The sequence below is a fragment of the Sinorhizobium sp. 7-81 genome (assembly GCF_030124405.1).
GTDB lineage: Bacteria > Pseudomonadota > Alphaproteobacteria > Rhizobiales > Rhizobiaceae > Sinorhizobium > Sinorhizobium psoraleae.
Genome location: NZ_JASKLT010000003.1, coordinates 237,973 through 263,761 on the forward strand (window position 1 = coordinate 237,973; position 25,789 = coordinate 263,761).

Annotated in this window: 24 protein-coding genes; 12 read left to right on the top strand and 12 right to left on the bottom strand. The window is 59.5% G+C overall.

Annotated elements, in window-relative coordinates; translation table 11 throughout:
- The first annotated feature begins 196 nt into the window (after positions 1-196).
- The 7 genes from QN224_RS13765 (at position 197) to ligD (ending at position 11,314) form a co-directional block, all read left to right on the top strand.
- Positions 197-2,488, top strand: coding sequence for a hypothetical protein (locus QN224_RS13765; protein ID WP_283977143.1), 2,292 nt, complete (start codon positions 197-199; stop codon positions 2,486-2,488).
- Between the two features lie 709 nt (positions 2,489-3,197).
- Positions 3,198-4,139: a cytochrome c gene (locus QN224_RS13770; protein ID WP_283977144.1), complete on the top strand. Its 942-nt coding sequence runs from the start codon at positions 3,198-3,200 to the stop codon at positions 4,137-4,139.
- Entirely contained in the window at positions 4,132-4,623 is a 492-nt protein-coding gene (locus QN224_RS13775) for a (2Fe-2S)-binding protein (RefSeq protein WP_283977145.1), read from the top strand. Before QN224_RS13770 ends, QN224_RS13775 begins: the two co-directional genes overlap by 8 nt.
- A complete protein-coding gene (locus tag QN224_RS13780) occupies positions 4,616-6,907 on the top strand; it encodes a xanthine dehydrogenase family protein molybdopterin-binding subunit (RefSeq protein WP_283977146.1) in 2,292 nt (763 codons plus the stop codon). The genes QN224_RS13775 and QN224_RS13780 overlap by 8 nt, the downstream gene beginning before the upstream one ends.
- Before the next feature lie 12 nt (positions 6,908-6,919).
- On the top strand, positions 6,920-7,378 hold the full coding sequence (locus QN224_RS13785) for a DUF4126 domain-containing protein (RefSeq protein ID WP_283977147.1): 459 nt from the start codon (positions 6,920-6,922) through the stop codon (positions 7,376-7,378).
- Entirely contained in the window at positions 7,378-8,733 is a 1,356-nt protein-coding gene (locus tag QN224_RS13790) for an FAD-containing oxidoreductase (protein WP_283977148.1), read from the top strand. Before QN224_RS13785 ends, QN224_RS13790 begins: the two co-directional genes overlap by 1 nt.
- A gap of 724 nt (positions 8,734-9,457) precedes the next feature.
- Positions 9,458-11,314, top strand: a complete 1,857-nt coding sequence (gene ligD, locus QN224_RS13795) for a DNA ligase D (RefSeq protein ID WP_283977149.1) — start codon at positions 9,458-9,460, stop codon at positions 11,312-11,314.
- A 175-nt stretch (positions 11,315-11,489) separates the two neighbouring features.
- Here the strand turns inward: ligD and QN224_RS13800 are convergent, their stop codons facing one another.
- From QN224_RS13800 to ycaC, 7 genes are all read right to left on the bottom strand, one after another.
- A complete protein-coding gene (locus QN224_RS13800) occupies positions 11,490-11,714 on the bottom strand; it encodes a hypothetical protein (protein ID WP_283977150.1) in 225 nt (74 codons plus the stop codon).
- Positions 11,701-12,510 (bottom strand): exodeoxyribonuclease III, encoded by an 810-nt coding sequence (gene xth / locus QN224_RS13805; RefSeq protein WP_283977151.1) that lies wholly within the window; start codon positions 12,508-12,510, stop codon positions 11,701-11,703. Before xth ends, QN224_RS13800 begins: the two co-directional genes overlap by 14 nt.
- A gap of 4 nt (positions 12,511-12,514) precedes the next feature.
- A complete protein-coding gene (locus QN224_RS13810; RefSeq protein ID WP_018094971.1) occupies positions 12,515-12,691 on the bottom strand; it encodes a hypothetical protein in 177 nt (58 codons plus the stop codon).
- Between the two features lie 229 nt (positions 12,692-12,920).
- Entirely contained in the window at positions 12,921-14,159 is a 1,239-nt protein-coding gene (locus QN224_RS13815; RefSeq protein WP_283977152.1) for a hypothetical protein, read from the bottom strand.
- Positions 14,160-14,688: 529 nt separating this feature from the next.
- The gene (gene tehA, locus QN224_RS13820; protein ID WP_283977153.1) at positions 14,689-15,672 is read right to left on the bottom strand and encodes a dicarboxylate transporter/tellurite-resistance protein TehA; all 984 of its coding nucleotides are present in this window, start codon (positions 15,670-15,672) and stop codon (positions 14,689-14,691) included.
- A 20-nt stretch (positions 15,673-15,692) separates the two neighbouring features.
- Positions 15,693-16,997, bottom strand: coding sequence for a YbfB/YjiJ family MFS transporter (locus QN224_RS13825; protein WP_336621111.1), 1,305 nt, complete (start codon positions 16,995-16,997; stop codon positions 15,693-15,695).
- 97 nt (positions 16,998-17,094) lie between these two features.
- Complete coding sequence (gene ycaC, locus QN224_RS13830) at positions 17,095-17,706, bottom strand: isochorismate family cysteine hydrolase YcaC (RefSeq protein ID WP_283977155.1); 612 nt, start codon at positions 17,704-17,706, stop codon at positions 17,095-17,097.
- Here ycaC and QN224_RS13835 point away from each other — a divergent pair.
- Positions 17,705-17,863: a hypothetical protein gene (locus QN224_RS13835; RefSeq protein WP_283977156.1), complete on the top strand. Its 159-nt coding sequence runs from the start codon at positions 17,705-17,707 to the stop codon at positions 17,861-17,863. The genes ycaC and QN224_RS13835 overlap by 2 nt on opposite strands.
- A 475-nt stretch (positions 17,864-18,338) precedes the next feature.
- Here the strand turns inward: QN224_RS13835 and QN224_RS13840 are convergent, their stop codons facing one another.
- Together QN224_RS13840 and QN224_RS13845 are read right to left on the bottom strand one after the other, a co-directional pair.
- Positions 18,339-18,965: a LysE family transporter gene (locus tag QN224_RS13840; RefSeq protein ID WP_283977157.1), complete on the bottom strand. Its 627-nt coding sequence runs from the start codon at positions 18,963-18,965 to the stop codon at positions 18,339-18,341.
- 3 nt (positions 18,966-18,968) lie between these two features.
- The gene (locus tag QN224_RS13845; protein WP_283977158.1) at positions 18,969-19,151 is read right to left on the bottom strand and encodes a hypothetical protein; all 183 of its coding nucleotides are present in this window, start codon (positions 19,149-19,151) and stop codon (positions 18,969-18,971) included.
- 181 nt (positions 19,152-19,332) lie between these two features.
- Between QN224_RS13845 and QN224_RS13850 the strand changes: the two genes are divergently transcribed.
- Positions 19,333-20,244 carry an AraC family transcriptional regulator gene (locus tag QN224_RS13850; RefSeq protein WP_283977159.1) on the top strand — a complete coding sequence of 304 codons (912 nt, stop codon included), beginning with the start codon at positions 19,333-19,335 and terminating at the stop codon, positions 20,242-20,244.
- Here the strand turns inward: QN224_RS13850 and QN224_RS13855 are convergent.
- The 3 genes from QN224_RS13855 to QN224_RS13865 are packed head-to-tail and all read right to left on the bottom strand — an operon-like array spanning position 20,241 to position 23,404.
- A complete protein-coding gene (locus QN224_RS13855; RefSeq protein WP_283977160.1) occupies positions 20,241-20,747 on the bottom strand; it encodes an SCO family protein in 507 nt (168 codons plus the stop codon). The genes QN224_RS13850 and QN224_RS13855 overlap by 4 nt on opposite strands.
- A 9-nt stretch (positions 20,748-20,756) precedes the next feature.
- Positions 20,757-22,295, bottom strand: a complete 1,539-nt coding sequence (locus QN224_RS13860) for a hypothetical protein (RefSeq protein ID WP_283977161.1) — start codon at positions 22,293-22,295, stop codon at positions 20,757-20,759.
- Positions 22,296-22,297: 2 nt separating this feature from the next.
- Positions 22,298-23,404 carry an NAD(P)-dependent alcohol dehydrogenase gene (locus QN224_RS13865; protein WP_283977162.1) on the bottom strand — a complete coding sequence of 369 codons (1,107 nt, stop codon included), beginning with the start codon at positions 23,402-23,404 and terminating at the stop codon, positions 22,298-22,300.
- A 223-nt stretch (positions 23,405-23,627) separates the two neighbouring features.
- Here QN224_RS13865 and QN224_RS13870 point away from each other — a divergent pair, with 223 nt between their 5' ends.
- Genes QN224_RS13870 through QN224_RS13880 form a run of 3 tightly spaced genes read left to right on the top strand, consistent with a single transcriptional unit; the run spans position 23,628 to position 25,727 of the window.
- Entirely contained in the window at positions 23,628-24,056 is a 429-nt protein-coding gene (locus tag QN224_RS13870) for an OsmC family protein (protein ID WP_283977163.1), read from the top strand.
- A 54-nt stretch (positions 24,057-24,110) separates the two neighbouring features.
- Positions 24,111-24,785: a type 1 glutamine amidotransferase domain-containing protein gene (locus QN224_RS13875; protein ID WP_283977164.1), complete on the top strand. Its 675-nt coding sequence runs from the start codon at positions 24,111-24,113 to the stop codon at positions 24,783-24,785.
- Between the two features lie 57 nt (positions 24,786-24,842).
- Positions 24,843-25,727 carry an alpha/beta hydrolase gene (locus tag QN224_RS13880; RefSeq protein ID WP_283977165.1) on the top strand — a complete coding sequence of 295 codons (885 nt, stop codon included), beginning with the start codon at positions 24,843-24,845 and terminating at the stop codon, positions 25,725-25,727.
- Positions 25,728-25,789 lie beyond the last annotated feature (62 nt).

Below are 25,789 nucleotides of genomic sequence, written 5' to 3' on the forward strand. Positions count from 1 at the left end.
GTTTATTAGAGCGCACTACATCAGATAGAAAATTCACATTTTGAAGACCAACATCCACCATTACCTGCGTGGCAGTTGGGGTTGATCGCTATGATGCTCCGACTGATGCACCTGTGGATTTACAACCCTAAATAACATTTGTGCTTCCTTATCGTTGCCGCTCGTTTCAAACTCCCCGCCGAGTAGGATTCGTTCGATGAAAGAATATCGGGTGATAAGTTCTGACGTAGTGGCAATGGCTCAACATGTTGAGCTGAATGGAAGCGGCTGGTTTGACGCCGCGGTCAAAAAGGCAATCCGATTTCTTTTCTGGATGATCGGTAATCCATGTTCAGCAGACGACATTTATGCCGAACGAGGTGGCGTGGGCCTAGATACCTTGGGTCTTCCCGAAATCACCATGGCTATAGAGGCAATGGTTGCTGGAGGAATGCTACTTCCTACGGGGGATGGCCGCTTTAAATTAACCGAGCACGAGGCGTCCATGCACCGTGAAGCGGTAGACCGGGCGCAGAAGGTAGAACAACAAGTTCGCGCGAAAGTGTTTGCAGCAGCGGCGGCAGCGGGTGCCGATTTTCCGGAGAGCGACCATTCTAAAATCTGGGATAGTTTCCACAAGGAGTTCATTGCTCCCTTCATCAGTGAATTTGGTGCGCGGGCATATGAGCTGGTAACGGGCGTAACACCCGACGCCAAGAAAACACAATTCATAACCGAGTTTCTTGGGCGCTTTCCGGAAAGCCAGAAAGTGGTCCTTGAACCCATGATCTTGGCGTTGCTTGATAAGAACAGTAGTGAGTGCAGAGTCTACGTTCTCAGGATGATGAATAGCTATTTTTTCCACTCTGCAATTAAGCTGCCAAATGGAACAATAGAAAAGGCGTTCTCGGGAAAAAAGCAAAGCAGGTCTTTGCGCTTCGTGCTGGATACAAATTTCCTATTTTCTCTTTTTGACCTACACGACAATCCTGCAAATGAGGCTGTGGGGCTTCTCGTCGCCACGATTGGAAAGCTGCCGCGAAGTTTTAATATTGGGATGTACGTACTTCCTGCAACCATCTTGGAGTTTCATCGATCTCTCAGCCTTTATGAAGGTCAAATTCGCTCCATTAGTCCCACGAGTGCGGTTGTCTCCGCGGGACTTCAATATAAGATGTCTGGTGTCCTTACTACTTATTTCAAGAGGCTTCAAGAAGCGGGATATAAGCTCAGAGCTGCCGACTACTTCGGGCCGTTCTTCGAAAACATAAACGCGCTATTGGCAACAAAGAACGTAAAAATACTTCACGGCGAGGATGATTTTTACGCTACAGATCAGTCAACTATTGACGACGCTACCGATCAATTCAGCTTCTACAAGCGCAGGTTCGCCAATGAACCCAAGAAACAGAAGACCTGGGAACAGGTATTTCACGACATGGTGCTATTGCATTACGTCTCGGATCGGCGTCGGGCAATCTGTGATACGGTCTTCGACGCGGAATGGCTGGGAGTTACGATCGACCGTGGTCTTTTGGCGTTTGACAATCGCAAGCGGCATTCGAAGGGCATACCCTGCATGGTTGACCCTGCTGCTCTTGTCCAAGTTCTTCAGTTTCTCATTCCAACAGATGAAGACCTCGAAAAGACAATTCTAGCACTGATGCAAATGCCGTTTTTGGTGGAGCCCTTTGATGTCGATGATGAGAAAATTACCCAGCGCATCTTAGGGACTATCTCCCGATTTGAAAATGTCGGGGACTTGGACAAGGACACCGTACTTAGCATCCTGGGAAGCCAGGCATTGAGGAAAAAGATTGAGCGTGTGCATGATAAGGACGACGAGCTTTCACTTATCAAAGATGCATTGATTGAACATGCGGCAGAGCTGAAAAAGGAGGCCGACCGAGCCGCCGCTGAACTCGCCGAAGCAAACAAACGTCACGAGGAAGACCGGCTCGCCAATGAGAAGAGTTTGATCGCGACAATGCGCGACAAAGCGGAAGCTGAAAGGCTCCTCGCAAACGCCCAGGAAAGCGTCACTGAACGCGAAAAGAGCGAGGCCGCTCTCAGAAGCAGGGTCCAAGAATTAGAGGATCGGGAAAAGACCCAAGTAAATCGAAGACGACGCTTCATCCAAGGCATCAAGGTCGCAGCGGCGTTTGGTCTAGTGGTATTAGCTACCGCAGGGACGGCTCTTGCCCTGTGGCATTTTCCCGAGTTGATCCCTGGCAACTTTTGGTGGATGAGGCTATTCGTTGGCGCAACCATTTCGGCTTTGTTGATGTTACCTTTTTACTGGTTTGCTGGCCGACAGGAGGATATTGCGGGACATCGCGCCGTAAGGTTTTTGCGGTGGTTTTCTATAGGTTGTTGGACTGCCTATCTCACGCTATTAATTGGGGTAGGAAACGACTGGATTTCGGCGGCGGTACAGAAGGACCTGCCCGATCCCAAGAGCCTAGTTGTTCCGTCCCATGGCGAAACTGGCAGCAAGCCCGGGACTTGAACCACCCTTCGGTCTGGCCAAACGTGCGGAATACCTCGAAGAACGTCGCGTCGAACGTGAGAATTTTCGCGCGAGTGTTGGAGACGGAGCTATCCGGCAAAAACTCATCCGATCAGGCTGCGCTCATCTTCTAAAATGGCGCACAGGTGCCAATGCGTTCCACCTCACTTAAATGGGGATGACAACGCGATCGCGGGTGGATCGAGGGCTTCGCGGGTTACATCGAATTAGGCCAACGGCATCAGCGAAGAGGCACCTGTGGCGCTGTTAAACAGATGGCCGCCACGTTCAATAGCCAAGACCCCGCCTCTCCTATCCTCGTCCCAAAACCACGAGGCGGGATATGCGGGGAAGTCTTCGAAAACTTAGAAATGCGTTTGTCACTTTGGCCGCTGTGGGTGCAACCGCCGCGGCCGGGTTCGTCGTATATAGCTGGCAACCGGAAATAGACGACGCCCCGTCTCCAGCCAGCACGTTCACACCGGAACTCGTAGCTGGCGGAGAAGTTCTGGCGGGCGCGGGCTACTGTGGCGTCTGTCACACCTCCGATCCGACGAAACCCTTTGCGGGTGGACGGGGGCTTGTTACCCAATTCGGGACGATCTACCCGACCAACATAACTCCTGACCCGGCCACTGGCATCGGGTCATGGTCTCGATCCGCATTCGCGAGGGCGATGCGGGAAGGCGTGTCCCGGGACGGGTCGCACTTGTTTCCGGCGTTTCCGTACGATCATTTCGCCTTGCTGAGCGACCGCGACATCGACGCGCTTTACGCCTTCTTCATGACCCGCACTCCCGTGCGGCAGGTGAACCGGGACAACACCCTCCCCTTTCCTCTGAACATCCGTTTCCTTCAGGCCGGATGGAAGCTGCTCTTTTTCCGCCCCCCTGAACCTCAGAACGCGATCTCGCAAACGGCGGAAGCCCGCGGGCACTATCTGGTCGACGGGATCGCGCATTGCGGGGCCTGCCACACCCCGAGGAACGCCCTTGGAGCCGAGATTGCCGGGCGCGCGATGGACGGAGCGGACATCGACGGCTGGACCGCACCCGCACTGAATGGGAACACCCCTTCCCCGACCGGGTGGCGTGCCTCGGACTTCTACGACTACCTGAGGACCGGCTCGAGCCGCTTGCACGGTACCGCCGCGGGTACGATGTCTCCAGTCGTCCACCAGGGGCTGGCGAAGCTCCCGGACGACGATATCCAGGCGATCTCGCAGTATCTGGTCACCCTCGGCGGCGGCAGCTCTGCCCTACAAGAGGCAGCCGAAACGAGATCGCTGGAGCAAGACGCCGCCAAGAGCTCCTCCTCGCTGGCGACACCAGGTGAACGACTCTACGTCACGGCTTGCGCCACCTGCCACTTCAACGCCGGAGAAAAGGTCGCGGACGCTCGCCCGGAGCTCGGCCTGAACTCCGCGCTGTTCTTGGAGAAGCCCAACAACCTGCTTCACGCCGTCCTTGAGGGGGTAAGCGCCGAGGACGGGAAACCTGGTGTCGTCATGCCAGCGTTCAGGGCGATGACAGACCGAGACCTCGCGGAGATCGCCAAGTACCTGAGATCGACCCGAACGGACCTCCCTACGTGGACGGACCTCGAGGAAAGGGTCGCAAGAACCCGCAGCGCAGGAGCAGCCCATGACTGACGGCCAGAACCCCATATCGTTTTCGGTGAACGGTAAACCCGTATCGACCGGAGAAGCGGCAGACACGCCTCTGCTCTGGTTCATCCGCGACAACGTCGGCCTTACGGGCACCAAGTTCGGCTGCGGCATCGGCATGTGTGGCGCGTGCACTGTCCACGTCGGCGGCCGTGCGCTCCGATCCTGCGTCACGCCTATTTCGGCGGTGGACGGAGGCGAAGTGACTACGATCGAGGGCTTGTCCTCGAACGCCTCCCATCCAGTACAGAAGGCGTGGAGCGAAATGCAGGTTCCGCAATGCGGCTACTGTCAGTCCGGACAAATAATGCAGGCGGTCACGCTTCTCTCGGATTTTCCCGATCCGACGGACGAAATCATTGACGCTGTCATGGCGGGCAACCTGTGCCGCTGCATGACCTATCCGCGCATTCGGGCCGCAGTCAAGCGCGCCGCCGCGATCGCTAAGGAGGCTCAGACCCATGGCTAGGATCGGTGACGTTCGACACTCGGCGGGAAACCTGACGAGGCGCAGCTTCCTGATTGCCGCCTCGGGCGCAGTGGCGGCATTTGGTTTCGCGAACTACGCCAGTGGTTCGATGGCGCTGCCGTCAGGCGATGAAATCGTGCCGGAGCAGACCTTCGAGCCAACCATCTGGTATTCCATCGACGGCAACGGCGTTGTGGAAGTCAATATCATCCGCGCGGAGATGGGCCAGCACGTAGGAACGTCGCTCGCAAGGATCATCGCGGACGAACTCGAAGTCTCCTGGGACCAGGTCCACATCACGCATGTCGACTCCGCCGCCAAATGGGGCCTCATGGTCACCGGCGGCAGCTGGTCGGTTTCCCAGACCTGGCCGATCTTCAGCAAAGCGGGAGCTGCCGGGCGGCAGGCACTGCTCCAGCGCGGAGCGGAATTGCTCGGCGTTCCGGAAGCCGAATGCCATGCCCGAGAGGGCAATGTCGTGAGCGGGGACCGGAGCATCGACTACGGAACGATCGTCAAAAGCGGGATCGTCCGAACGTACACGTCAGATCAACTCGCAGCGATGCCGACCAAGCCGGTGGAAGAGCGCAGGCTGATCGGCCGCGCCGTGGCTGCACTTGATATCCCGCCGAAACTGAATGGCAGTGCGCGCTATGGCATAGACGCTCGCATCGAGGGAATGGTCTACGCTCGTCCGGTACTCCCACCGACAAGGTACGGATCGAAGGTCGTGGCAGTCGATGACAGCGACGCACGAGGTGTGAAGGGATATATCCGTTCGATAGTCCTCGACGATCCAACGGAAACGGTGCCCGGCTGGGTCATGGCGATCGGGGAGACCTATGTCGCCGCGATGCGCGCCGCCGATCAGTTGCGTGTGACCTGGAACGCTGGCCCCACTAACGAGGTGTCAGAGAAGGACCTGCAGGATCATGGCGCGGCGTTGATCGCCGAAGGCAAGGTCGGCTCGATCCTCGACACAGGGGATACGAACACCGAAGCGGTGTTCGGCCCCGCCGAGCATACCATCGAACGGACCTATACGAACGCCACCGCTCTCCATTTCCAGCTGGAGCCGACGAACGCGTTGGCGTTCGAGAAGGATGGCATCTTCGAAATTCACACGGGGAACCAGTGGCAGAGCCTGATTTTGCCGACGCTTGCGAAGGCGCTCGGTCGTCCCGAGGATTCGGTCGTCCTCAAGACCTACATGCTTGGCGGCGGGTTTGGTCGGCGGCTTAACGGCGACTACGCAGTTCCTGCCGCTCTGACGGCGAAGGCCCTCAACGCTCCGGTCAAGATGATCCTCACCAGAGAGGACGACTGCAGGTTCGACTCTGTGCGCTCGCCGGCCGTCCAGACGCTTCGAATGGCGTTCGATCCGAACAAGAAAGTGGTTGCGATGGAGCATCACGCTGCCGCTGGCTGGCCAACAGAGGTGCTCGCTCCATTTTTCATGCCAAAAGGTGCCAATGGCATCCCGTTCGATCCGTTCTCCATCAACGGTGCCGACCACTGGTACGAGGTGGGGGCACAGAAGGTCAGGGCGATCTCCAACGATCTCGCCCGAGCGACGTTTCGTCCTGGTTGGCTTAGGTCCGTCGGTCCCGGATGGACGAACTGGGCGCTCGAGAGCTTCATGGACGAGGCCGCACACGAGGTCGGAGCTGATCCGGTCGATTTCCGCCTTGGCCTGCTCAAGGGTATCGGCCGAAACGCTGGTTCCGCGCCCAACAGTGTCGGCGGCGCGCTCCGCCAGGCACATGTACTGCGAACAGTCGCCGAGCGCGCGGGATGGGGCAACCCGCTCCCCGACGGACACGGCCTCGGAGTAGCGACGAGCTTCGGTCAGGAGCGCGAAATGCCGACCTGGGTTGCCTGCGTCGCCCATGTCTCCGTCGACCGGGCCACCGGCAACGTGAAGGTCGAGCGACTGACATCGGTCATCGACGCGGGAACCATCGTCGACCCCGGCGGGGCACTGGCGCAGGCTGAAGGAGCCACGCTCTGGGGCGCGAGCCTCGCATTGTTCGAGGGCACCCGGTTCGAAAACGGCCAGGTGGTCGATCGAAACCTCGACACCTACACCCCTCTCAGGATCGCCGACACCCCGCCCCTCGACATCAGTTTTGTCGACAGCCGCGAAGCACCCACAGGGCTTGGCGAACCCCCAACGACGGTCGTTGGACCAGCCATCGCAAATGCCATTTTCGCCGCTTCCGGTGCACGTCTCCGGCACATCCCAATAACCGCCGAGGCGGTCAAGGAAGCCATCCAGCCATAAAAGGAAACTTCAATGCTTCTCATTCTAGCTCTTCTCATCGGGGTCATCGCGGGACTGCGCGCCATGACCGCACCTGCCGCCGTCGCCTGGGCCGCATGGCTTGGATGGTTTGACGTGTCTTCGTCCTCCCTGGCCTTCATGGGCTATCGCTGGACGCCCTGGATATTCACGGTCGCCGCGATCGGGGAACTGATCAGCGACCAGCTTCCGACGACGCCGAGCCGCAAGGTGCCATTGCAGTTCGGCACAAGAATCGTGGTTGGAGCCCTGACCGGCGCGACCGTCGGCGCATCCGGCGACGCCTTGGTCGCAGGACTCATTGCGGGCGTGATCGGATCGATCATCGGAACTTACGGCGGCGCGGCGGCCCGCGGCAAGATGGCAGCAACTTTCGGTAAGGACATGCCGGCTGCGTTCATCGAAGACGCCGTCGCGATCATCGGCGCGATCCTCATTGTCGGAGCGGTCTGATGCAGCGCTACGACGCGATATTCATCGGCGCGGGTCAGGCTGGTCCCTTTCTTGCCGCCAGAATGGCGGAAAGCGGGCTGAACGTGGCATTGATAGAACGCGAATTCCTTGGTGGGACCTGCGTCAACACGGGATGCATTCCGACCAAGACCCTCGTAGCGAGCGCACGGACCGCTCACGTCGCCCGCCGGGCAGATGAATTCGGGGTGAAGATCGGTAAAGAGCTGACCGTCGATATGACAGTCGTGAGGGACCGCGCTCACGCTGTGACTATGAAGGTCCGCAACGGGCTTATCGAGTGGCTCGGCAACCTAAAGGGCCTCACGATCATCTATGGCCATGCGAAGTTCACCGCTGCTGACACCGTCGTGGTGAACGGCGAAGCGCTCGCCGCGCCCCGCATATTCGTCAACGTTGGCGCGCGTCCGATCATTCCGACATTCCCGGGGATCAAGGAAATCGGTTATCTGACGAGTACTTCGATCCTTGACTTAGACACCTTGCCCCGGCACCTGGCGATAATCGGCGGCAGCTACATCGGTCTGGAGTTCGCCCAGATGTACCGGCGCTTCGGTTCCGAGGTCACCCTCATCGAACGCGGACCCCGGCTCGCGCCCCGCGAGGACGACGATGTTTCGATCGCAATACGAGATATCCTTGCTGGTGAAGGCGTTGCCGTCCACACCGATGTGAGTGAGATCACCTGCTCGTCGAAGGGCGAACATATCCTCCTCAATGCCGATGGCGTGTCTCATGATGTGAGCCATGTTCTCATGGCGACCGGCCGTCGTCCAAACACCGACGATCTAGGTCTGGAGGCGGCTGGTGTCGAATTAGACGCGCGGGGCTACATCCCGGTCAACGACCGCCTCGAAACGAACGTGCCCGGCATCTGGGCTCTCGGCGACTGCAATGGCCGTGGTGCATTCACACACACGTCTTACAACGACTTTGAGATCGTTGCGGCAAATCTCCTAGATGCCGAGGACCGCAAGGTCTCGAGCAGGGTTCCCGCGTACGCGCTATACATCGATCCACCGCTTGGGCGTGTCGGGATGACCGAAAGGGAAGCGCGCGCCTCAGGGCGTAAGATACTGGTTTCTACTCGTCCTATGTCCAGGGTGGCTCGCGCAATGGAACGCGGTGAGACACTAGGCTTCATGAAGGTTATGGCGGACGCCGATACGAAGGAAATCCTGGGAGCGACGATCCTCGGCGTCGAAGGTGATGAGGCGATCCACGGTTTCATCGACGCAATGACCGCCAGGACCCCTTTCACTGACCTTCAATGGGCGGTTCCGGTCCACCCGACCGTGTCGGAGCTGATCCCTACCCTGTTACGAGGTCTGTCTTAGAAGAAGCCACCCTGCAGCCAAGATAGGCTGCAGGGTCGCTCTTCCGCGAACGGCTGCGCGTACGGCAAAAAGGCCGAACGACCTCGGTCGGCGGCAAGTGGCGAACAAAAGACGAATTCAAGACCGTGCTGCGTCGCGGTCACCCGGAATGTTTTCTACGGTTTTCTTTTACAAGGCGATGGAGCCTTTGGGACGCCCATGAGGGAGGGAGAGATTGACCGGTTAGGACGAGGAACATCCGCGGCTGGTATCACTGCGGTAAGACGATCTCTCACGGCAGGTTAGGAGGCGCGATGAACTAGTAATAAGCCCACACCACGACCACTCCGACGATCGGCAAGAGCCAGATAAAGGCCTTACGCTGCCTTGGATTGCCCCTCTTTGACGCTTGTTTTGGCTTCCGCCGTTCAAACTTAACAATGTTGTCGTCGCTCATATAGGCCCTCTCCGGTCGGCGATTGACCTCATAGCACATGAAAGCGTCACCAGCGAACTAGCGGGGGCTGGGATCGTTTCGGGTTGCTTAGAAGACTGACCGCAGCGCCGACCAGCGGCTCTCGAGAACGCGAGCACCGAATCGACGGTGGCGATGATCCAAGCCAAGCAAGGGCGGAAATCGGAGGCGCGGAACCGCGAGTGAGCAGACCGCTGCCTACGTGAGGCGACCCCGGAACGAAATACGGTTCTGCGGGGTTGAATCTTGACCCGAAGATGGAGGCATGTCTTGAGGCAGCCTGCCAAACCCCTGCTTTCCCGTGAAGGCATCTCGAATAGTGCTAAGGGACGAAATGCCGCGGTGTCCCCTGTCGCCCGTCTCGCAAATCTCGGCGCAACCAAATCCGCCTTTCCAAAGTTCATTGAACCCTGCCACCCGACGCTGAAGAAAAGGCCACCGGATGGTGGGGTGTGGCTTCACGAAATCAAGCTTGATGGCTACCGTGCGCAGCTGCATATCGAGCGCGGCAAGATCACAATCTACACACGGACCGGGCTGGATTGGACGAAGGAATTCAAGTCAATCGCAGCGGCCGCGATGGACCTACCCGGACACGAGGCGGTGATGGATGGAGAGGTTACGGTCTTCGGCAAGACGGGGCTTCCCGATTTTCAAGCACTTCGGCGAGAGCTCGCGAAACGCTCGTCGCAACATCTTACGTTTCAAGCGTTTGACCTGCTCTACCTGGACGGCTACGACCTCCGACGGGTACCGCTGATCGAGCGCAAACGAGCGCTGCGCGAGGTACTGGAAGACGGGGCCGGCACCATCGCCTATGTCGACTATCTCGAGCTTGATGAAGGAGAAGCGATATATCGGCACGCCTGCGAGATGGGTCTGGAGGGGATTGTCTCGAAACGCAAGGACGCGCCATACCGATCCGGGCGGCAGGAATTCTGGACAAAGACGAAATGCAAGAAGCGCGAGGCCTTCCCGATCGTCGCCTTCATCGAAAAGCTCGGCGCGCACCCGCGCAGGATTGCCTCGCTCTATCTCGGGCGCAGGGATGGCGATCGCATCGTTTATGCGGGCAAGGCCCAAACCGGGTATACCCTGGCGGCGGCGCGCGAGGTGCGGGAGCGGCTCGACCCCTTGATTATCGGCAAGAGCCCCCTCTCCCACCCGATCAACAAGCCCAAGGCGACCTGGGTGGAGCCGCAGGTTTACGCTGAGATCGACTATGGCGGGGTGACGGATGACGGCCTGCTGCGGGAGCCCGTGTTCAAAGGCTTGCGCGAAGCCTCGCGAGATGCCGCTAAACAGCGACCGACCGCTGGTCTCGCCTCGGTCCGGGTGCCGCAGCAGAACATACTGCAGTTGCTGCCAGACGCCGTCGCGCCATTGAAGGAGGAGCTTGCGGACTACTGGACGCGCGTTGCCGATCGCGCCTTGCATTTCCTCGGCGGTCGCCCGTTGAAGCTCGTAAGACACATCCACGGCACCACCTTCTATCACAAGGGACCGCTGCCGCCGATCCCGCCAGAGGTCCACCAGCTTCGCATAGAGAAGCGCGAGGGCGGCGAAGGGGTTCGTCTGTGGGTCGACGATCTCGCTGGATTGCTGGGACTTGTCGAAATGGGCGCGGTGGAACTGCATCCCTGGGCGGCGACCGTGGACGATATCGAACACGCCGACGCGCTAATCTTCGATCTCGATCCCGGCGAAGGCGTGTCGTGGGCGTTCGTCGTCGAAACCGCTTTGCGGCTAGGGGGATTCCTTGAGGCGGAGGGCTTCAAGACATGGCCAAAGCTCACCGGGGGCAAGGGCGTTCACATCATGGCCCCTCTGCCGGCAAAGATGTCGCATAACACGGCGCGCGCCTATGCCAAACGCTTGGCGCAGCAGTTTGCCAGCACCGATCCCGACCACTACGTCACGTCGGCACAGCTTTCGCAGCGACCCGGAAAGCTTTTTCTCGATTATCTGAGGAACGGCCGCGGTACTACAGCCGTCGGTACCTACTCCCCGCGGGCGCGATCAGGGTATCCTGTCGCGGCTCCGGTTACCTGGCGCGAAATCGAGCGCGGAATTGGATCGGATGCATACACGATCGAACGTCCACCAAAGCGCCGCAAAGTCCTTTAGTTGCGCAGTGAATTCCTCAAGAGTCATCAGGTGTCATACGCTGGAGACGGATCGCCTGCGGAGGCGCAGCAGGCGGACAGCGGATGGTCCCGAAACTCGGGAGAATTGCTCTTCCCGACCAAGCGCCATGGGCTAAGGCCACCGTCTTCCCTGCCGAGGCCTCCGCCAGTGCGGCTCAGCCCTTGTCGGCGGCAGGCCAATTGTTGGACGGTTCTTCGACGACCTGTTCGCTGACGTCGTCGGCGGGATCAGGGTCTCGTTCGTAGGCGAGTCGAAGCTTTCCAATCTCGTCAAGAATTGCGTCGTAGACATCCTGTTGACGCGCGCCGGCAACGACAGCGGCATCGACCAGTCTTTCCAATCCGAGATGCACGTCGGCGCGCCAGTCATTCATCGTCATTCGTCTTCCTCCGTCTCTTAGGTCGATCTGAAAGCTCGATCCAAATCGGCGCGTGATCGCTTGTGCGCTCCCATCCCCGGACATGCTTGTCGACACCTGAATCAGAAAGCCTCTTGGTGACATCCGGGCTGAGCAAGAAGTGGTCGATACGAAGGCCGGCATCCCTCGCGAAGGCGTTTCGGAAGTAGTCCCAAAAGGTGTAGATGCGTTCGCCGGGATGAAGATGCCGGAGAGCATCCGTCCAGCCCTGTCCAAGCAGGCGATGATAACAGTCTCTGACCTCGACGCGGAACAGCGCGTCGTTCACCCAACGCTCCGGTTTGTACACATCGAGTTCCGTCGGCATGACGTTGTAGTCGCCAGCGAGGATCACCGGGACGTCGAGTTCCAGCAGCTCTCCCGCATAAGATGTCAGCCTGTGGAACCATGCCAGCTTGTATTCGAACTTCGGTCCCGGATAGGGATTTCCGTTGGGCAGATAGAGGCAGCCGATCACCATGCCATCGATCGCTGCCTCGATATAACGGCTGTGGGTATCGTCCGGATCGCCGGGCAGGCCCTTGCGCGTCTGTGTTGGCTCCCTGTCTCTGGCGAGGATCGCCACGCCGTTCCAACTCTTCTGGCCGTGCCAAATCGCCCCGTATCCTGCAGCCTCGATAGCCTTGACGGGGAACTTTGGGTCTGGTGCCTTCAGTTCCTGAAGGCAGACGACGTCCGGTGACGCCTCCTCCAGCCACCGCAGCAGGACATCCAGACGGCCATTCACCCCGTTGACGTTATAGGTGGCGATCTTCACGGAGCTAGTTCTTGCGATCGCCCTTGTCGCCCTGGCCGGGCTTGGCATCGTGCTTCGCCTTCTGTTTCCTGTCCGACGACAGGGAACGGCCGACATCCACCGATTGTTTGAACTTCCCGCTTTCGTCGCGCCGCACGTAGCGCTTGTCGGTCCCGGTATCGATGAGTTCGCGCTTCGACATCACTGCCTCCGTTCCTTAGGTTGCCCGACAGAACGCACGGAAAGCCGAAAAGTTACAAACCTCTGGCCGCTGCACGAGATAAGCAGCCCAGCCCCGGTGACAGTGGCGAGGCGCTGAGCGCATAGCAATACTTCCGATTCGGCCGGTCAGTACCGGCTTTTGACTGGGGGTCAGCGGTCCCCACTTGCGGAGGGAGCACAGGCTTGGTTAGGGACGGCGATCACGCCGATTACCTTCCGCAAACATGCCATTGCATCTGATAGCCATATTCCCCCTCGCGGCCGTAGCACCAACCCACTGCCTCGAGTTTCGCGCCAATGGCCTCACGTCGATCGCAGGCTTTCCAAGTCTCGTCGGAGTCGCCCCTACCGCCTCGGCAATCACCGTTCTGCTGCTGCCATTGAGAAATTATCCTGGTTGGTTCGCGCGGCTTTCTATCTGTTGCCAAAACCTTTCCCGTTTCCGACATGATCCTGTTTGTTGCCGGGTCCCAGATCAGGGAGAAGTCCGCCATGCCCGAAGATGATCTCGCGCGCCTGGGACTATGTGCGAACCATTCGACGGTGCCAGTGACGGTACACGTCGAATCGCATGTAACGCGCTCCGAACCGTGCTTCACGCTGTAGACCCGCTTCGGCCAACGATCCGCGAAAACCGCCTTTTCCCGCAGAACCTCGTCTCGAGATATCGCCTTCCCGTAGAAGGTCACAGTGTCGGCATAAGCCGTGCTCATGAAGGCAAGCGCCTGAGCGTTTGGACGCGACCAGGCGTCGTGATACTCGGCAACGAACCGCAGGACGCGGTCGGCGTCGGCAGGCGCAGTGGAGATGACCACTGGCTTCACGGACGGGGTGCTCTCCGCAGTCGCGCCCACGAGCTGGCTCGTAGATGGTGTAGAGGTCGTCACTCCAAACTGCGTCATCTCGCCTGCCGTCAGATACCTTATGTCCGAACTGGGAATTGAAAGACTCAGCTGCATTAGCTTCGGATCGACTCCCATCTCCATGAGATACGACATGATCTCCGCCGTCAGGGACTGAACGGCCGCAACGGCCTCATGGCCATTAATTGCAGCATCGCCTGAGAAAGACGATTGATGTACCCCGATCGATCCGGGATCGGCTGTTCGCCTCACGCCACCGACGAACGCCAGCGCGCAAGCGGAGGCGCACTCGGCTGCACGCAGTTGGACCGTCTCAGTCCCCAGAGACCGGATCGCTCGCCCGAAGGCCATTGCCGCACGCACATTTCCGCCATTGCTGTCGAACGTGACAACGCGCGCGCCCGATGCCGCAGCTTCCGCTATCAACTTGTCCGGATTGTCGGTGAATTCGAATTCTCCCCGAACGACCAGTATCGTCTGTCCGCCGTTAATCTGCAGCCTCTCGATTGAAACCGCTGCATGCGCCTGCGACAACACCAGCAACAACCCAGCAAACAAAAACCAGAGGACAACCCCGCTACGCATATTCCATCCCCGACGCCTTCTCGTATCAGGAGAATATCCATGTCCGCGACAACCGCAATTCATGTTTACGAGGAACGGCACAACGGAGCTGAGCTCAAATGCTGACGCGAGCCGACGGGCATCATGTTCTCGTCGCGAATCACACGCGATTGCATCCGATGCGAGAGCGTCAGAGGCTTGCGGTCACCCGTTGTGAGCTGACGGCCCGCCCGACGGGTTGAAGTGAAGGATACGAACAGGAACGGCGCACATACCGAGGTACGTTGGCGGCTATGGTGATGGGGCACGGCGGCGCTAACCAACTGTTGTCAGGAACTTAGTGCAATCCAAGCGCGATCAGCTTGCCGTGCGGGCCTACGTCCAACGGTTTCCGGCCAAGGTCTTCATCGAAAAGGAGCGAGGGATCGCAGTGGCATCGGCCGCCAGTCCGTATTGACGAGGAACACACTCGGCATGATCGTTTCTCGAGTTCCGCAACCGGCAGCGCCGCCACAAATCCAGAAGATGCGATCAGGTCCGACCGCCACCGCTATTCTGCTCGCTTCACGCCAAACAAAGCGCCCCGAAAGAGAAGGACCAGGCTCATCACTGCGATGACGCCAACGGTTATGTTGGCAAGCGCAAAGGCGACCTTTGCCAGCTGAAACATGGGTTCTCCCGCGTCGCGTTGCGCAAGCTTGATCGCGGAGGTTGCCAAAGATGTCGCTCCGAACGTGAATGCCCAATATGACGCCGAAAAGCCCTGTTTCATCACCCAAGGCAATATCCGGAGCATTAGCAACGTCTGCAATACGGCGTAACCGAACATCGTCATAATCAGGATATCTGGAGGTCCCGAGGTTGTGCTGAGATAGGCAGCCGACCCAACCGCTGGAGGTGCCAGTTGGATGCCGATGGTCGGTCGAAGCGCTTCAGGCAGCTCGACGGCTGTCAATAACCGATGCAGCAATACGGACTCGATGGCCAACCAGGAAAACAGACCTGCCCCGAAAGCCATTTGTCCGAAAACCGCGCCGGCGAAATGGGTGCCAACGATAGCCGTTACAAACGAACCGGCGACAGTAGGGAGATATAACACCGCAGTCGTCGTCGACGGATCGCGGCCGCCGTGCCAAAGATCGCCGGTGCGCCAGACCGCAAACGCAACCGTGTAGACGAAGCCCACCCAGAACAGCGTCTTTGCGGGCTCCGGCCATAAGCCGGTCATCGCCCCTGCCGCCAACATCGTCGAGACACCGACCAGACCGACGAAACAGCACTGCACGGGATGGTAGACTTCCTCGAGGGCCTCCTTGCGGAAGACCAGCCATTTCAGAGAGAAAAGCGCTGTCAGCACGATCCAGACGATGACAGCTGCGATAGCTAGACCGGTCCCGATTTCCTCAGCTAGCCCCCAGTACGAGGCCCCCGCACGCCAGGCGTTCGCAAGCCCGGCGGTTCCAAGGACTATGCCGAACGCCGAAGCCGGGACCAACGGTACGCGAGGACCTCGCCTACGTTCCAGTCCCTCCAACGTCGCTTGTTCGGAAGAAGTCATAGATTGGCACCAGGTTTATCGTGACAAGTCGTCCGATGCGCCGGACCACGGTTTCCCTTCGCAGGTTCGCTCAGCGGCCAGCGGAAATACATGTACAGATAGATGACACTTCCCAAGGCGAGGGAGGCTGCCGCCACCCCAAGCGCGGCGTTGTATCCGGCTTCCACGGATGCCGCGCTCGACAGCAAGGCGGCGACGACGGGCGGACCGGCAATCTGGCCGATGCCGTAGAGTGCCGTCAGCATTCCCATGTACCTCGCCGCCGCATGCGGACGGAGCCGTTGCACTTCCTTGAGCGCGAAGAAGTTGATCGCGGTGAAGGGAAGTCCCACCAAGAAGCTGCTCGTGGTAAAGCCGACAAGGGTCGGCAGGGGGAGGATTATCAGCGCGCCGATCGCCTGCGCCACGTAGGCGACAAACAGAAGCATCCTTGGATCGAATCGCTTCGCAACGTTGACAGCCAGAAGGCACCCGACGGCGGCGGCCACGCCGAAGAGAGGCCAGAACGCGTCCAGCCATATCGAGGGGGGAAGCTCGGCGTGAGCCATTGCTGGGAGGAAGGTGGCCGTAACGATGTAGCCAAACCCGGCGAAACCGTAAGCGAGTGCGAATACGACTATCTCCACCCGGTCGATCCTGCCCGCAGCAGGTTCTCCCCGGGCGTATGCGTCCTTCCGAGGCGGACGGTCACGATCCCCCAGCACCGGCCACAATATGAACGTCGCGACAAAGGAAACTGCCGCGAACGCCAGCCACGCGGTCGCGGTCGTCAGATCAACTGCGAAGAGCTCCCACGCCAAGATGCCCGAGAACGCAATACCCAGACCTGGTCCAGTGAAGACAATGCCGCCGAAATGGCTGGCGTCCAACCGCGTTAGATGAGCGAACGCCCAAGCCGAGGTGCCCACAAAGGCGAACGCGCTGAATACGCCGGCGAGGAAGCGGAAGAAAAGCCATCCTACGGGCCAGTTGATCGCCATCGCCGCCGTGAGCAGCGCAGTCGCGATCAAGCTCAAGCGTACGAGCACCCCGTTCGGCATCACCCTCGGCGCGCCCATCAGTAGCATCGCGCCGGTCAGGTAGCCGAGATAGTTGGCGCTGGCGAGATTGCTCCCAGCGGTAATGTCCAAGAGCTCTTCTTGGGCCATGATCGGCATGAGCGGTGTGAAAGCAAACCGTCCGATGCCCATCGCAACGGCAAGAGACAGTGCTCCGGCTATGGCGACGATTTGGCCCGAACGATGCTTGAGCCGTGGGCTTTGGGTGAGACCGTGATGCGGATGGTGATCCATGTCCCTCATGCTCGGGTCGTGTCGGATGGTCGGGAGGGCGGTAAACCGCCCCCCGCATCTCCCCACTAAAGGGGCCCAGGGCGAGTTTGCCGGAGAGTGTCCTGAGCTACCGCTTCAGGCCGCTGATGAGGTTGCCGTAATCCGGGATGTGCTTCTCGAAGAGAGCCGCGAGGCCTTCGAGCCCATTTCGCCAATCGCGCTGAAGTTCGCATGCGACGGCGAACCAGTTGATTAGCTGTGCGCCGGCGTGCGCCATACGAATGTGAGCGGCGTCGCGGGCGACGCTGCTGAAGGTCCCCGACGCGTCCACGACCACGAAGACCTCGTAACCTTCGGCCAACGCCGAGAGCGTCGGCATCGCGACGCAAACATCGGTGACGATGCCCGCGACGATAATCTGCTTTTTGCCCGTGGCCTTGAGTGCCTTGAGGAATTCCGGGTTGTCCCAGGCGTTGATTTCACCGGGGCGTTTGATCACCGGCGCGTCCGGGAGAATTTCCCTGAGCTGTGGGAGGAGCACGCCGTTGGGCCCCTGATCCATGCTCGTGGCGAGGATCGTGGGAAGGTCGAAATACTTTGCAGTGGCCGCAAGAGCGAGGACGTTGTTGCGGAATTCGTCGGGCTGGAAGTCTCTGACAAGCGAAAAGAGGCCGGTCTGGTGATCAAGCATCAGAACGACAGCGTCTTCCTTGCGGATGAAACCCGGGGTGGCGGACATGAAGAACCCTTTCGAAGAGGAACAAGAGAAACCGCCGCAGGCCGTCTCGCTCGGGGTCGCCCAGCTCACCGATCCGCGCCAGTTTCCGGGCGAACATATTCAGCGCTTCGCGTCGCCTATTGAACGTCAGGCACGATTGTTGAAGGGACGATGGTGACCTCCAGTGAGGTTTTGGATTTAGCGTCTGGGTGCCAACTCTGCGCGAGACCCACTGTGGGGCCTCTTTACATCCGGCAGTTCAAAGATAACCGACGTGCTCGCCAAACGGGACGTCTTCGTCCCAGTTCCCAGTCCCGATCCGCTCGCTTTCGCCTGAGAGCAGCTCTGCGGGAGGATGCTTATCCTCCGCATGTCCGTGCGGCCTCCCATCGTCACGGTGCCGCCTATCGCTATCGCCGCCACACTCGTCTAGCTCGCCCTCCCGCGTCACGCGGTTGTCGTGCGCTCTTTCATTGAGGCCTGCCGTTATCGCGGACTGTCGGTGCGCGATCCAGACCCCATCGGGTTCTGAGGCTACCGAGGTGCTCTCACTTATTTGCGTCGGCCTCGAAGAGGACGTCGCTGCGAGCTTTCCCACCTTCTCAACCATCGTGGCTCACTGTGTTCGCGATTTCACGATTCCGGCCCGCATGTCAGGGATGCGCAAGACCGATGAGACGCACCCCGAGACCCGCCATCAGTATGCCGACCGATCGGTCGATGAGTCTCTTCGCGGAAGCATATGCACTTCGGACACGGTGCGAAGAAAAACCAAGAGCGACTAGGGCATACCAACTGGCTTCGACTGCGAAGACGCCAAAGGGAATCGCTGCGATGAGTTCGGTCGGTGTACCGACAGGAAGAAGGCTCGCGAATACGCTCGCGTAGACCACGATGGTTTTGGGGTTGCTCACCTGGACCAGGAATGCCGAACGGAAGCTATCCCAGATCGACCTTCGCCCTGATCTCACGATTGTTGACGGGAGCGGCGAGTCGGCATGCCTCCACGATTGAATCCCGATGTATACGAGATACCCGCCACCTAGTAGCTTCAGCACCAGATCGAGCCACTGGAAACGCGATAACAGCGATGTCAACCCGGCCAATGCCAGGACAGAAAACAGGCATCCACCCAGCCCCATAGCTGCGGCGGCCGCGAGCCCGTCGTTCCGAGACCGCGAGGCAGAAATGCGACTAACGGTGAGAAAGCTAGGGCCAGGGCTAATCGCAGCTGCGAGCAGCGCCGACATGATGGATATGTAGATTGCTGCGTAGGACATCTTTCAGTTGCCCGGCGTAAACCGCATCGACGAAATCGCGTCGCTTGCCGGAAAGGTCTCGTCGAGCGCTTCGTCGAGGAGCCGCTCCATCTCCTTGACGGGTATGTTGCGAGTCTTCTCGTTCTCATCGTCGTTCCGGATACCAGGCGATAATGGCTCGGTCGGCGCTTGCTGTTGAGATGACATGATTGTTCTCCAATTAGCCCTGTGACGATAGGCCGATCCGTCGATGTGTCTTGTACATGCCAGACTTTGGTTGAATGACCGAGACTTGTCATAGCTCCTAGCCAGCGCATGAGGATGTACCCCGGTATAATGGACAACGAGCCGCCTTGGCCCGCAAATAAGCGGGCGAAAGGAGCGGCACATGCAATACGGAGCCTATGGAGTAGAACTCGCCCGGCGCTTCAACATCGACGACGCACCCTTCATGCGAACCTCGACATTGAAATCCGAACAGCTGGCGGCGACCCGCGTCACGACCGGCAGCCGCGGCTCCGGCCTGACCGACTACATTCCGGTCGAGAAGGCCTACATCGTAACGGTAAGGCTCCAAGGGATCGCCAAGTTTGAATCCTTCCGCGCCGGCAAGCTGACTTGGAAGGGCAGCTGCGAGGCGGGCACCATGAGCATTATGAATCTGCAAGATGAGCCGCAGTTGCATCTGCCGACGTTTTACGACTGCGTCAAATTCTACATCCCGGAGATAATCATTTCGGAACTCGCACAGTCAAACGAGATGCCGCAGATACGCGACTTGCGATACCTGCCCACCGTCACCGATCCCGCCATGCACACCTTTGCGAAGGTTCTCGCTCCCTTGTTCGGGAAGCCCATTCATGACGGCTCTCTCTTCTTCGACCACGTCGCGATCGCGGCCTACCTGCATCTCGCGCGAACCTACGGCGGGCTCGACCGACCTCTTCCCCAAGCCGGGACATTGGCGGATTGGCAGCTTCGCCGCGCCACCGAACTACTTGCGTCGTCGGTCGAGGACGGCGTCAGCATCCAGGCGCTTGCAGCGGCATGCGAGCTTCCGGTCGAGCGCTTCCTCCGGGCGTTCAAGAGGAGTACCGGCCTTCCTCCTCATCGCTGGTTGCGAGAGTACAAAGTAAAGAAGGCCACCTCCATGTTGCGGGATACGAAGCTAAGCATCTCCGAAATTGCCTATGCCTGCGGCTTCTCCGACCAGGCGCACATGACGCGCCTTTTCGTTGCGCTCACGGGCAACACGCCGGGCGCTGTCCGCAAGGGAGCCACTGGCTCGCGGGTGATCTAGTCCTCCCCGTCTCGCTCGCTTTCAAAAGTTCTTCGGATTCGGTCGCCGATTTCTTCCACTTCGAGGACGGACGGCCAGTGACCACGGTATCGACCGCGGCGGTCCAAAAGATACGTGAGGGCAGTGTGAGGCATCTGATACTGCCCCTCTCCCTCGTCGACCCGCCGCGCGAAAACGCCGAAGTCCTCCTTCGCGCGGCCGATCTCGGCCTCGTTCCCGGTCAGGCCAGTAAAACGGGGAAAACGATCCTCGAGAAACTCTCGCATCACCGCCGGCGTGTCTCTCGCCGGATCGACAGTGACGTAAAGCGGCTGAATTTCGTCTGCGAGCTCCGGGAAAAGGGCGAGAGCCTCGCTGAGCTTGCCGAGATTTCTCGGGCAAACCGCTCTGCAGTTTGTAAAGCCGAAGAACACCAGCATCCATTTGCCGGCATAGCTCGACTGGTCGACCCGTGTCTCGAAATGATCTGTCAAAGCAAAGGTGATCGGCAAATCGGTCTGCATGTGCGGTTCCTACAATAGAGCGAGCCTGAAACCGCGGCTCGGCCCGCCGGTGCAATCGAAGCGAATCATTCCGTCGGACGCCGACAGCGTGTCGAACGCGCTGGAGAGGATTTGATTGCCCCGACCTAAGGCCACCTCGACGCCGTCGCATCCCAGCGCCCACCGTGCGTCGGAAGGAACGGGACCTATTCCGACCCTGCCCGTGCCTTTGCGATCGCGGCTGCGTCCCATCGCCACGTGCAGTGTGCGATCTGTAGCATCGTAGAAAGCCACGCTGACATCGACATCGTCCGCGGCTTCCCTGAGTGCCGGCTGCTGGAAGCGTTCTTTAGACCACGGCTCGTTGTAGAGCTTCCAGAGACCGTCGGCCACGTTCAGGCGGGAGTATCCTAGCAGTACGTTCCCGGTCTGCGGTTCGACCAGGAGACGGTTGCCGAAGTCATCGGCCTCCACGTCGTTTCGCGGGTAATACAGGCCACCCTCCCGCCAGTTGGGAGAGAGGTAGCGATCCGCATACCTGAGGAGGCCCGAAAGCGTTTCTTCATCGCCCATCTCCGAAGCCCACGCCGCGACCCAGCCCAAATCGCAGTCGTCATTCACGACCGTTTCGCCCTTGATCGAAGGGCGGGGGGTGGAACGTACGGATAACAGGCCGTCCGCGGACTCGATGAGGTAGTCCCGCGCTTGGCGTGGATAATTCTCCCTGACGAACTCGCGGTTCCACATGTTCATAAGAGTCCCGAGCCACGCATCGACCCAGGGATAGGCGGCCGCATTGGCCCTTGGGACCCGCGTGTCCTCCGCCAACATGATGTGGTAATGGCCGTTCTCGCCGACCCTGCCGAATTCTTTCCAGGCGGCGGCGTATTCGCGGGTCACCTCCTCAGCGATCGAGCCGCCGTAGACCAGATCGTGCATGCGAAAGCCAAGGATCGCGGGCTGATTGCAAATCTGGAATACGCAATTGGGTTCGCAAGCGACGCCGATGTAGCCGCTTTTTACCATCATCCAGTAGAGGTGGTCATTCAGCGATTTTTGGTCGTACTTGAATTCCTTGGCTTCCCCGCCCCAGAAATACGACCAGAACCGGAAGGTGATGGAGCCTTCCCGCTCATAAACGGGGTCATCAAAAAGATAGTGGTAGAGCAGCGTCAGAGACTGCACGTACGCGCTGTACATGATGTTGTCGCGGCCAACCGGGTTCCACTCTTCCTTGTAATTCTGGGCAAGATGAGCGTTGAAGACGCTGCCGCCCCGGCTGACGTTGTGCCAGTACATCCAGACTTCCGGAAGCAACAGCTTGTCGATCAAACGCTTCATGATCGGCTGAAAGACCGCAGGTGCCGCCGGCAATCTGTGACGATGCACCAGGGCCAGAGCATAGGCCATGTACGCCAGCTGGAAGCGGTAACCGCCGAAATCGTCCTGCCCGACGCCCCTTCCCTTCATCAGGGACCAGTCATTGGGGAGCTGACGCGACAGATTGTCGTAATGCCTGATATGGCCCAACTGGAGGGCATCGAGGCCCTGAGTTTCCCATGCTGCCATCGCTAGACCCCTACCTTGAGGACGGCCTTGATCGTCGCGCCCGACAACTGATCCTCCACCGCCTTGTTGATCTGGTCAAATGGATAGGTCTTGATGATCTTGTCGAATGGGAAGCGTCCCTGGACATAGAGCTCGATCATGCGTGGAATGAAGATGTCGGGGACTGAATTGCCCTCCACGAAGCCGCGAACCGACTGCCCCTGAAGAAGCGTCGGAAACCATGCGAGTTCGAGCTTGCGATCGGTTGTCGGCGGAACTGCGACCAGCGCAACGGTGCCAAGCTTGCCCAGGCCGAGTATTGCGGCAGCAAGCAACCCGGCAGCGCCCGCGCAATCGACGATGAAATCGACGCCATGAGGCACGATTTCCATGATCGCTGTCCCGAGGTCCGTTACGTTCGACGTGTTGACCGTATGCGTCGCGCCTAGCTCGCGCGCCACCTCCAGGCGACTGTCGACTCTATCAACGGCGATGATATCGCCGCACCCGCATACGGCCGCGCCGATAATCGCGGCGAGACCGACCGCGCCGGTCCCAAGTATGACGATGCTCTGGCCCGCCTCTGGTCGCAGACCGTTCATCACCGTCCCTGCCCCGGTCTGGATTCCACACCCCAGAGGACCGAGAAGATGCAGCGGAATGTCGGTGGGAACCTTGACCGCGTTGCGCTCGGACGCCAGGGCGTGATGCCCGAACGAAGACTGCCCGAAGTAGCGCAAGGCCGCGGTCTTGCCGTCCGAGAGCGACGCGCCTTCTGCGCGCGGCTCCGTCTGGAAATTGAGTTCGGTGAAGTGCTCGCAGTACATCGGGTTGCCTGTCTGGCAATGACGGCAGGTGCCGTCCGAGGCGGGCGCGAGAACTACGTGATCACCCGGCTTCAGCTTGGTGACCAGTGGTCCCACCTTCTCCACCACGCCCGCTCCCTCATGGCCGAAAATCGACGGGAACGGTGCGCCGAGGCTACCGTCCCGGCTCGCCAGGTCTGTATGGCAGATGCCCACCCCCGCAATCCGGACAAGGACATCGGCCCCCTCCGGTTCGGGGAGGACGACCTCCTCCAGCGAGAACGGTTCCTTTTCGGTGCGGGCGACAGCTGCCACGGTCTTCATCGTGAACTCCTAAACATCTCTCGGGCCGGACGTCGGCTCACTCGCGACGATCTGACTGCTTGCGGGCGATGTATTGGACGAACCGGAATTCCGTTGAACGGTCGGTTTCCATGCTTTTTCGGCGGTTCAAGAAATCGGTGGTCCGTTCAATAACGGCAACGAAGGCTGTCGCACCATCTGTACGCGTCCAAATCCTGTGACGCTGCAAATGAAGGAGACGACAGTGCGTATAGTTCGGTCCGCGTCCGTAACCTGGACAGGCGGTATGAAGGACGGCGTGGGAGCCGTATCGACTGATAGCGGTGCGCTCGACGGATACCCATACGGGTTCGGCAGCCGTTTCGAAGGCGTTCAGGGCACCAACCCCGAGGAGCTGATCGCAGCGGCCCACGCGAGCTGCTTCACGATGGCGCTCGCGATGATGCTGGCGAAAGCCAACCACACCGTGGTGAAGCTCGAGACCGAAGCTCGCGTCTCGCTTGAGAGCGCAGGTGACGGCTTCGCCATCACTTCCAGCCGCCTCAAACTGAAAGGGCAGGTCACCGGCCTCGATATTGATGGGCTGACGGCGATCGCCCACGAGGCAAAGGCCGGATGCCCGGTCTCAAAGGTTTTGAACACGGACGTCGTCCTCGAAGTCACGGCCGCCTGACGGCGGGGGCTTCGGCTACGTCCATCAAACAACAATCAGACAAAGGATAAAGCTATGAAAATTCTGATGGTTCTCACGTCGCACGACACGCTCGGCAACACTGGCAAGAAGACCGGGTTCTGGCTCGAGGAGTTCGCAGCTCCGTACTACACCTTCCTCGACGCCGGCGCGGAGGTCACCCTGGCGTCGCCTAAGGGGGGCCAGCCGCCGATCGATCCCAAGAGCGACACGCCGGAAGGCCAGACCGAACTGACGGAGCGCTTCAAGGCCGATCCGGCGACCCAGAAAGTACTCGCAAACACCTCGCCTCTTTCCGAAGTCAGTTCCCGCGACTTCGACGCGATCTTCTACCCCGGCGGTCACGGGCCGATGTGGGACCTCGCCGAAGACGAGACGTCCATCAAGCTGATCGGCGAATTCTACAACGAGGGCAAGCCGGTCGGCGCGGTATGTCATGCGCCCGCAGTCCTGCACCGCGTTGAAATCGGTGGCAAGCCGCTCGTCAGCGGCAAGCGTGTCTCGGGCTTCACCAACACCGAGGAAGAAGCCGTTCACCTCACCAACGTGGTTCCGTTCCTCGTCGAGGACGAACTGAAACGGTTGGGCGGGAAGTACGAGAAGGTCGATGACTGGCAGGTTCTCGCGATCACGGACGGCCATCTCGTGACCGGCCAGAATCCTGCGTCTTCTGCCGAGACCGCGCGCCAGGTTCTCGCCCTCCTCAATTAAATGCCCCCGGAGCCGACCGAGAAATCTCTGTCGGCTCCCAACCCAGCGGAGTGTCAAATGCTGATGAATGCTTCTAAGGCCATCCCTGTTACTCACCACCGCACAGCTACCGTGGACGGTCTCGAGATTTTCTACCGCGAAGCCGGTTCGGCGGACGCTCCCGCAGTCGTCCTGTTGCACGGTTTTCCAAGCTCGTCCCACATGTACCGCAACCTGATCCCGGCTCTGGCTGACCAGTATCATGTGATCGCTCCGGACCTTCCGGGCTTTGGCCTTTCGGCGATGCCGTCGCGCGAGGAATTCGCCTACGGCTTCGCGGCCTTCGCCAACATCGTCAATGGCTTGCTCGAACAACTGCAAGTAAATCGTTACGTTCTCTACGTCATGGACTACGGCGCGCCGACCGGGTTCCGTCTCGCGTTGATGCATCCTGACCGGGTGGCCGGTATCGTCTCGCAGAACGGAAACGCATACGAGGACGGTCTCCAGAAGTTCTGGGACCCGATCAAGGCTCTCTGGAAGGACAACTCGACGGAAAACCGAGACGCGCTTCGTCCGTTTATGACGCTGGAGATCACTAAGTTCCAGTACGTCGACGGCGTCAAGGACGTCAGCCGGATCGACCCGTCCAATTGGATCGTCGACCAGCACTTCCTCGATCGACCCGGCAACGTCGAAATCCAACTGGACCTCTTCTATGACTACCGGAAGAACGTCGAACTTTATCCGGCGTTTCAGAAGTTCTTCCGTGAGCATCGCCCGCCGACGCTTCTCGTATGGGGCGCGAACGACAGCATCTTTCCGGCCGAAGGCGCGAGGGCCTTCTTGCGCGACAATCCGAGCGCCGAACTACATCTACTCGACAGCGGCCATTTCGCATTCGAAGACAAGGCCGACGAAATCGTCCGGCTGATGCGCGACTTCCTGAGCCGCGTCTACTGATCAAAACCAGCCCTATTCAGCTCTGAAACGCGGCCTCCAAGTGGGTCGCGTCCTTCACCATG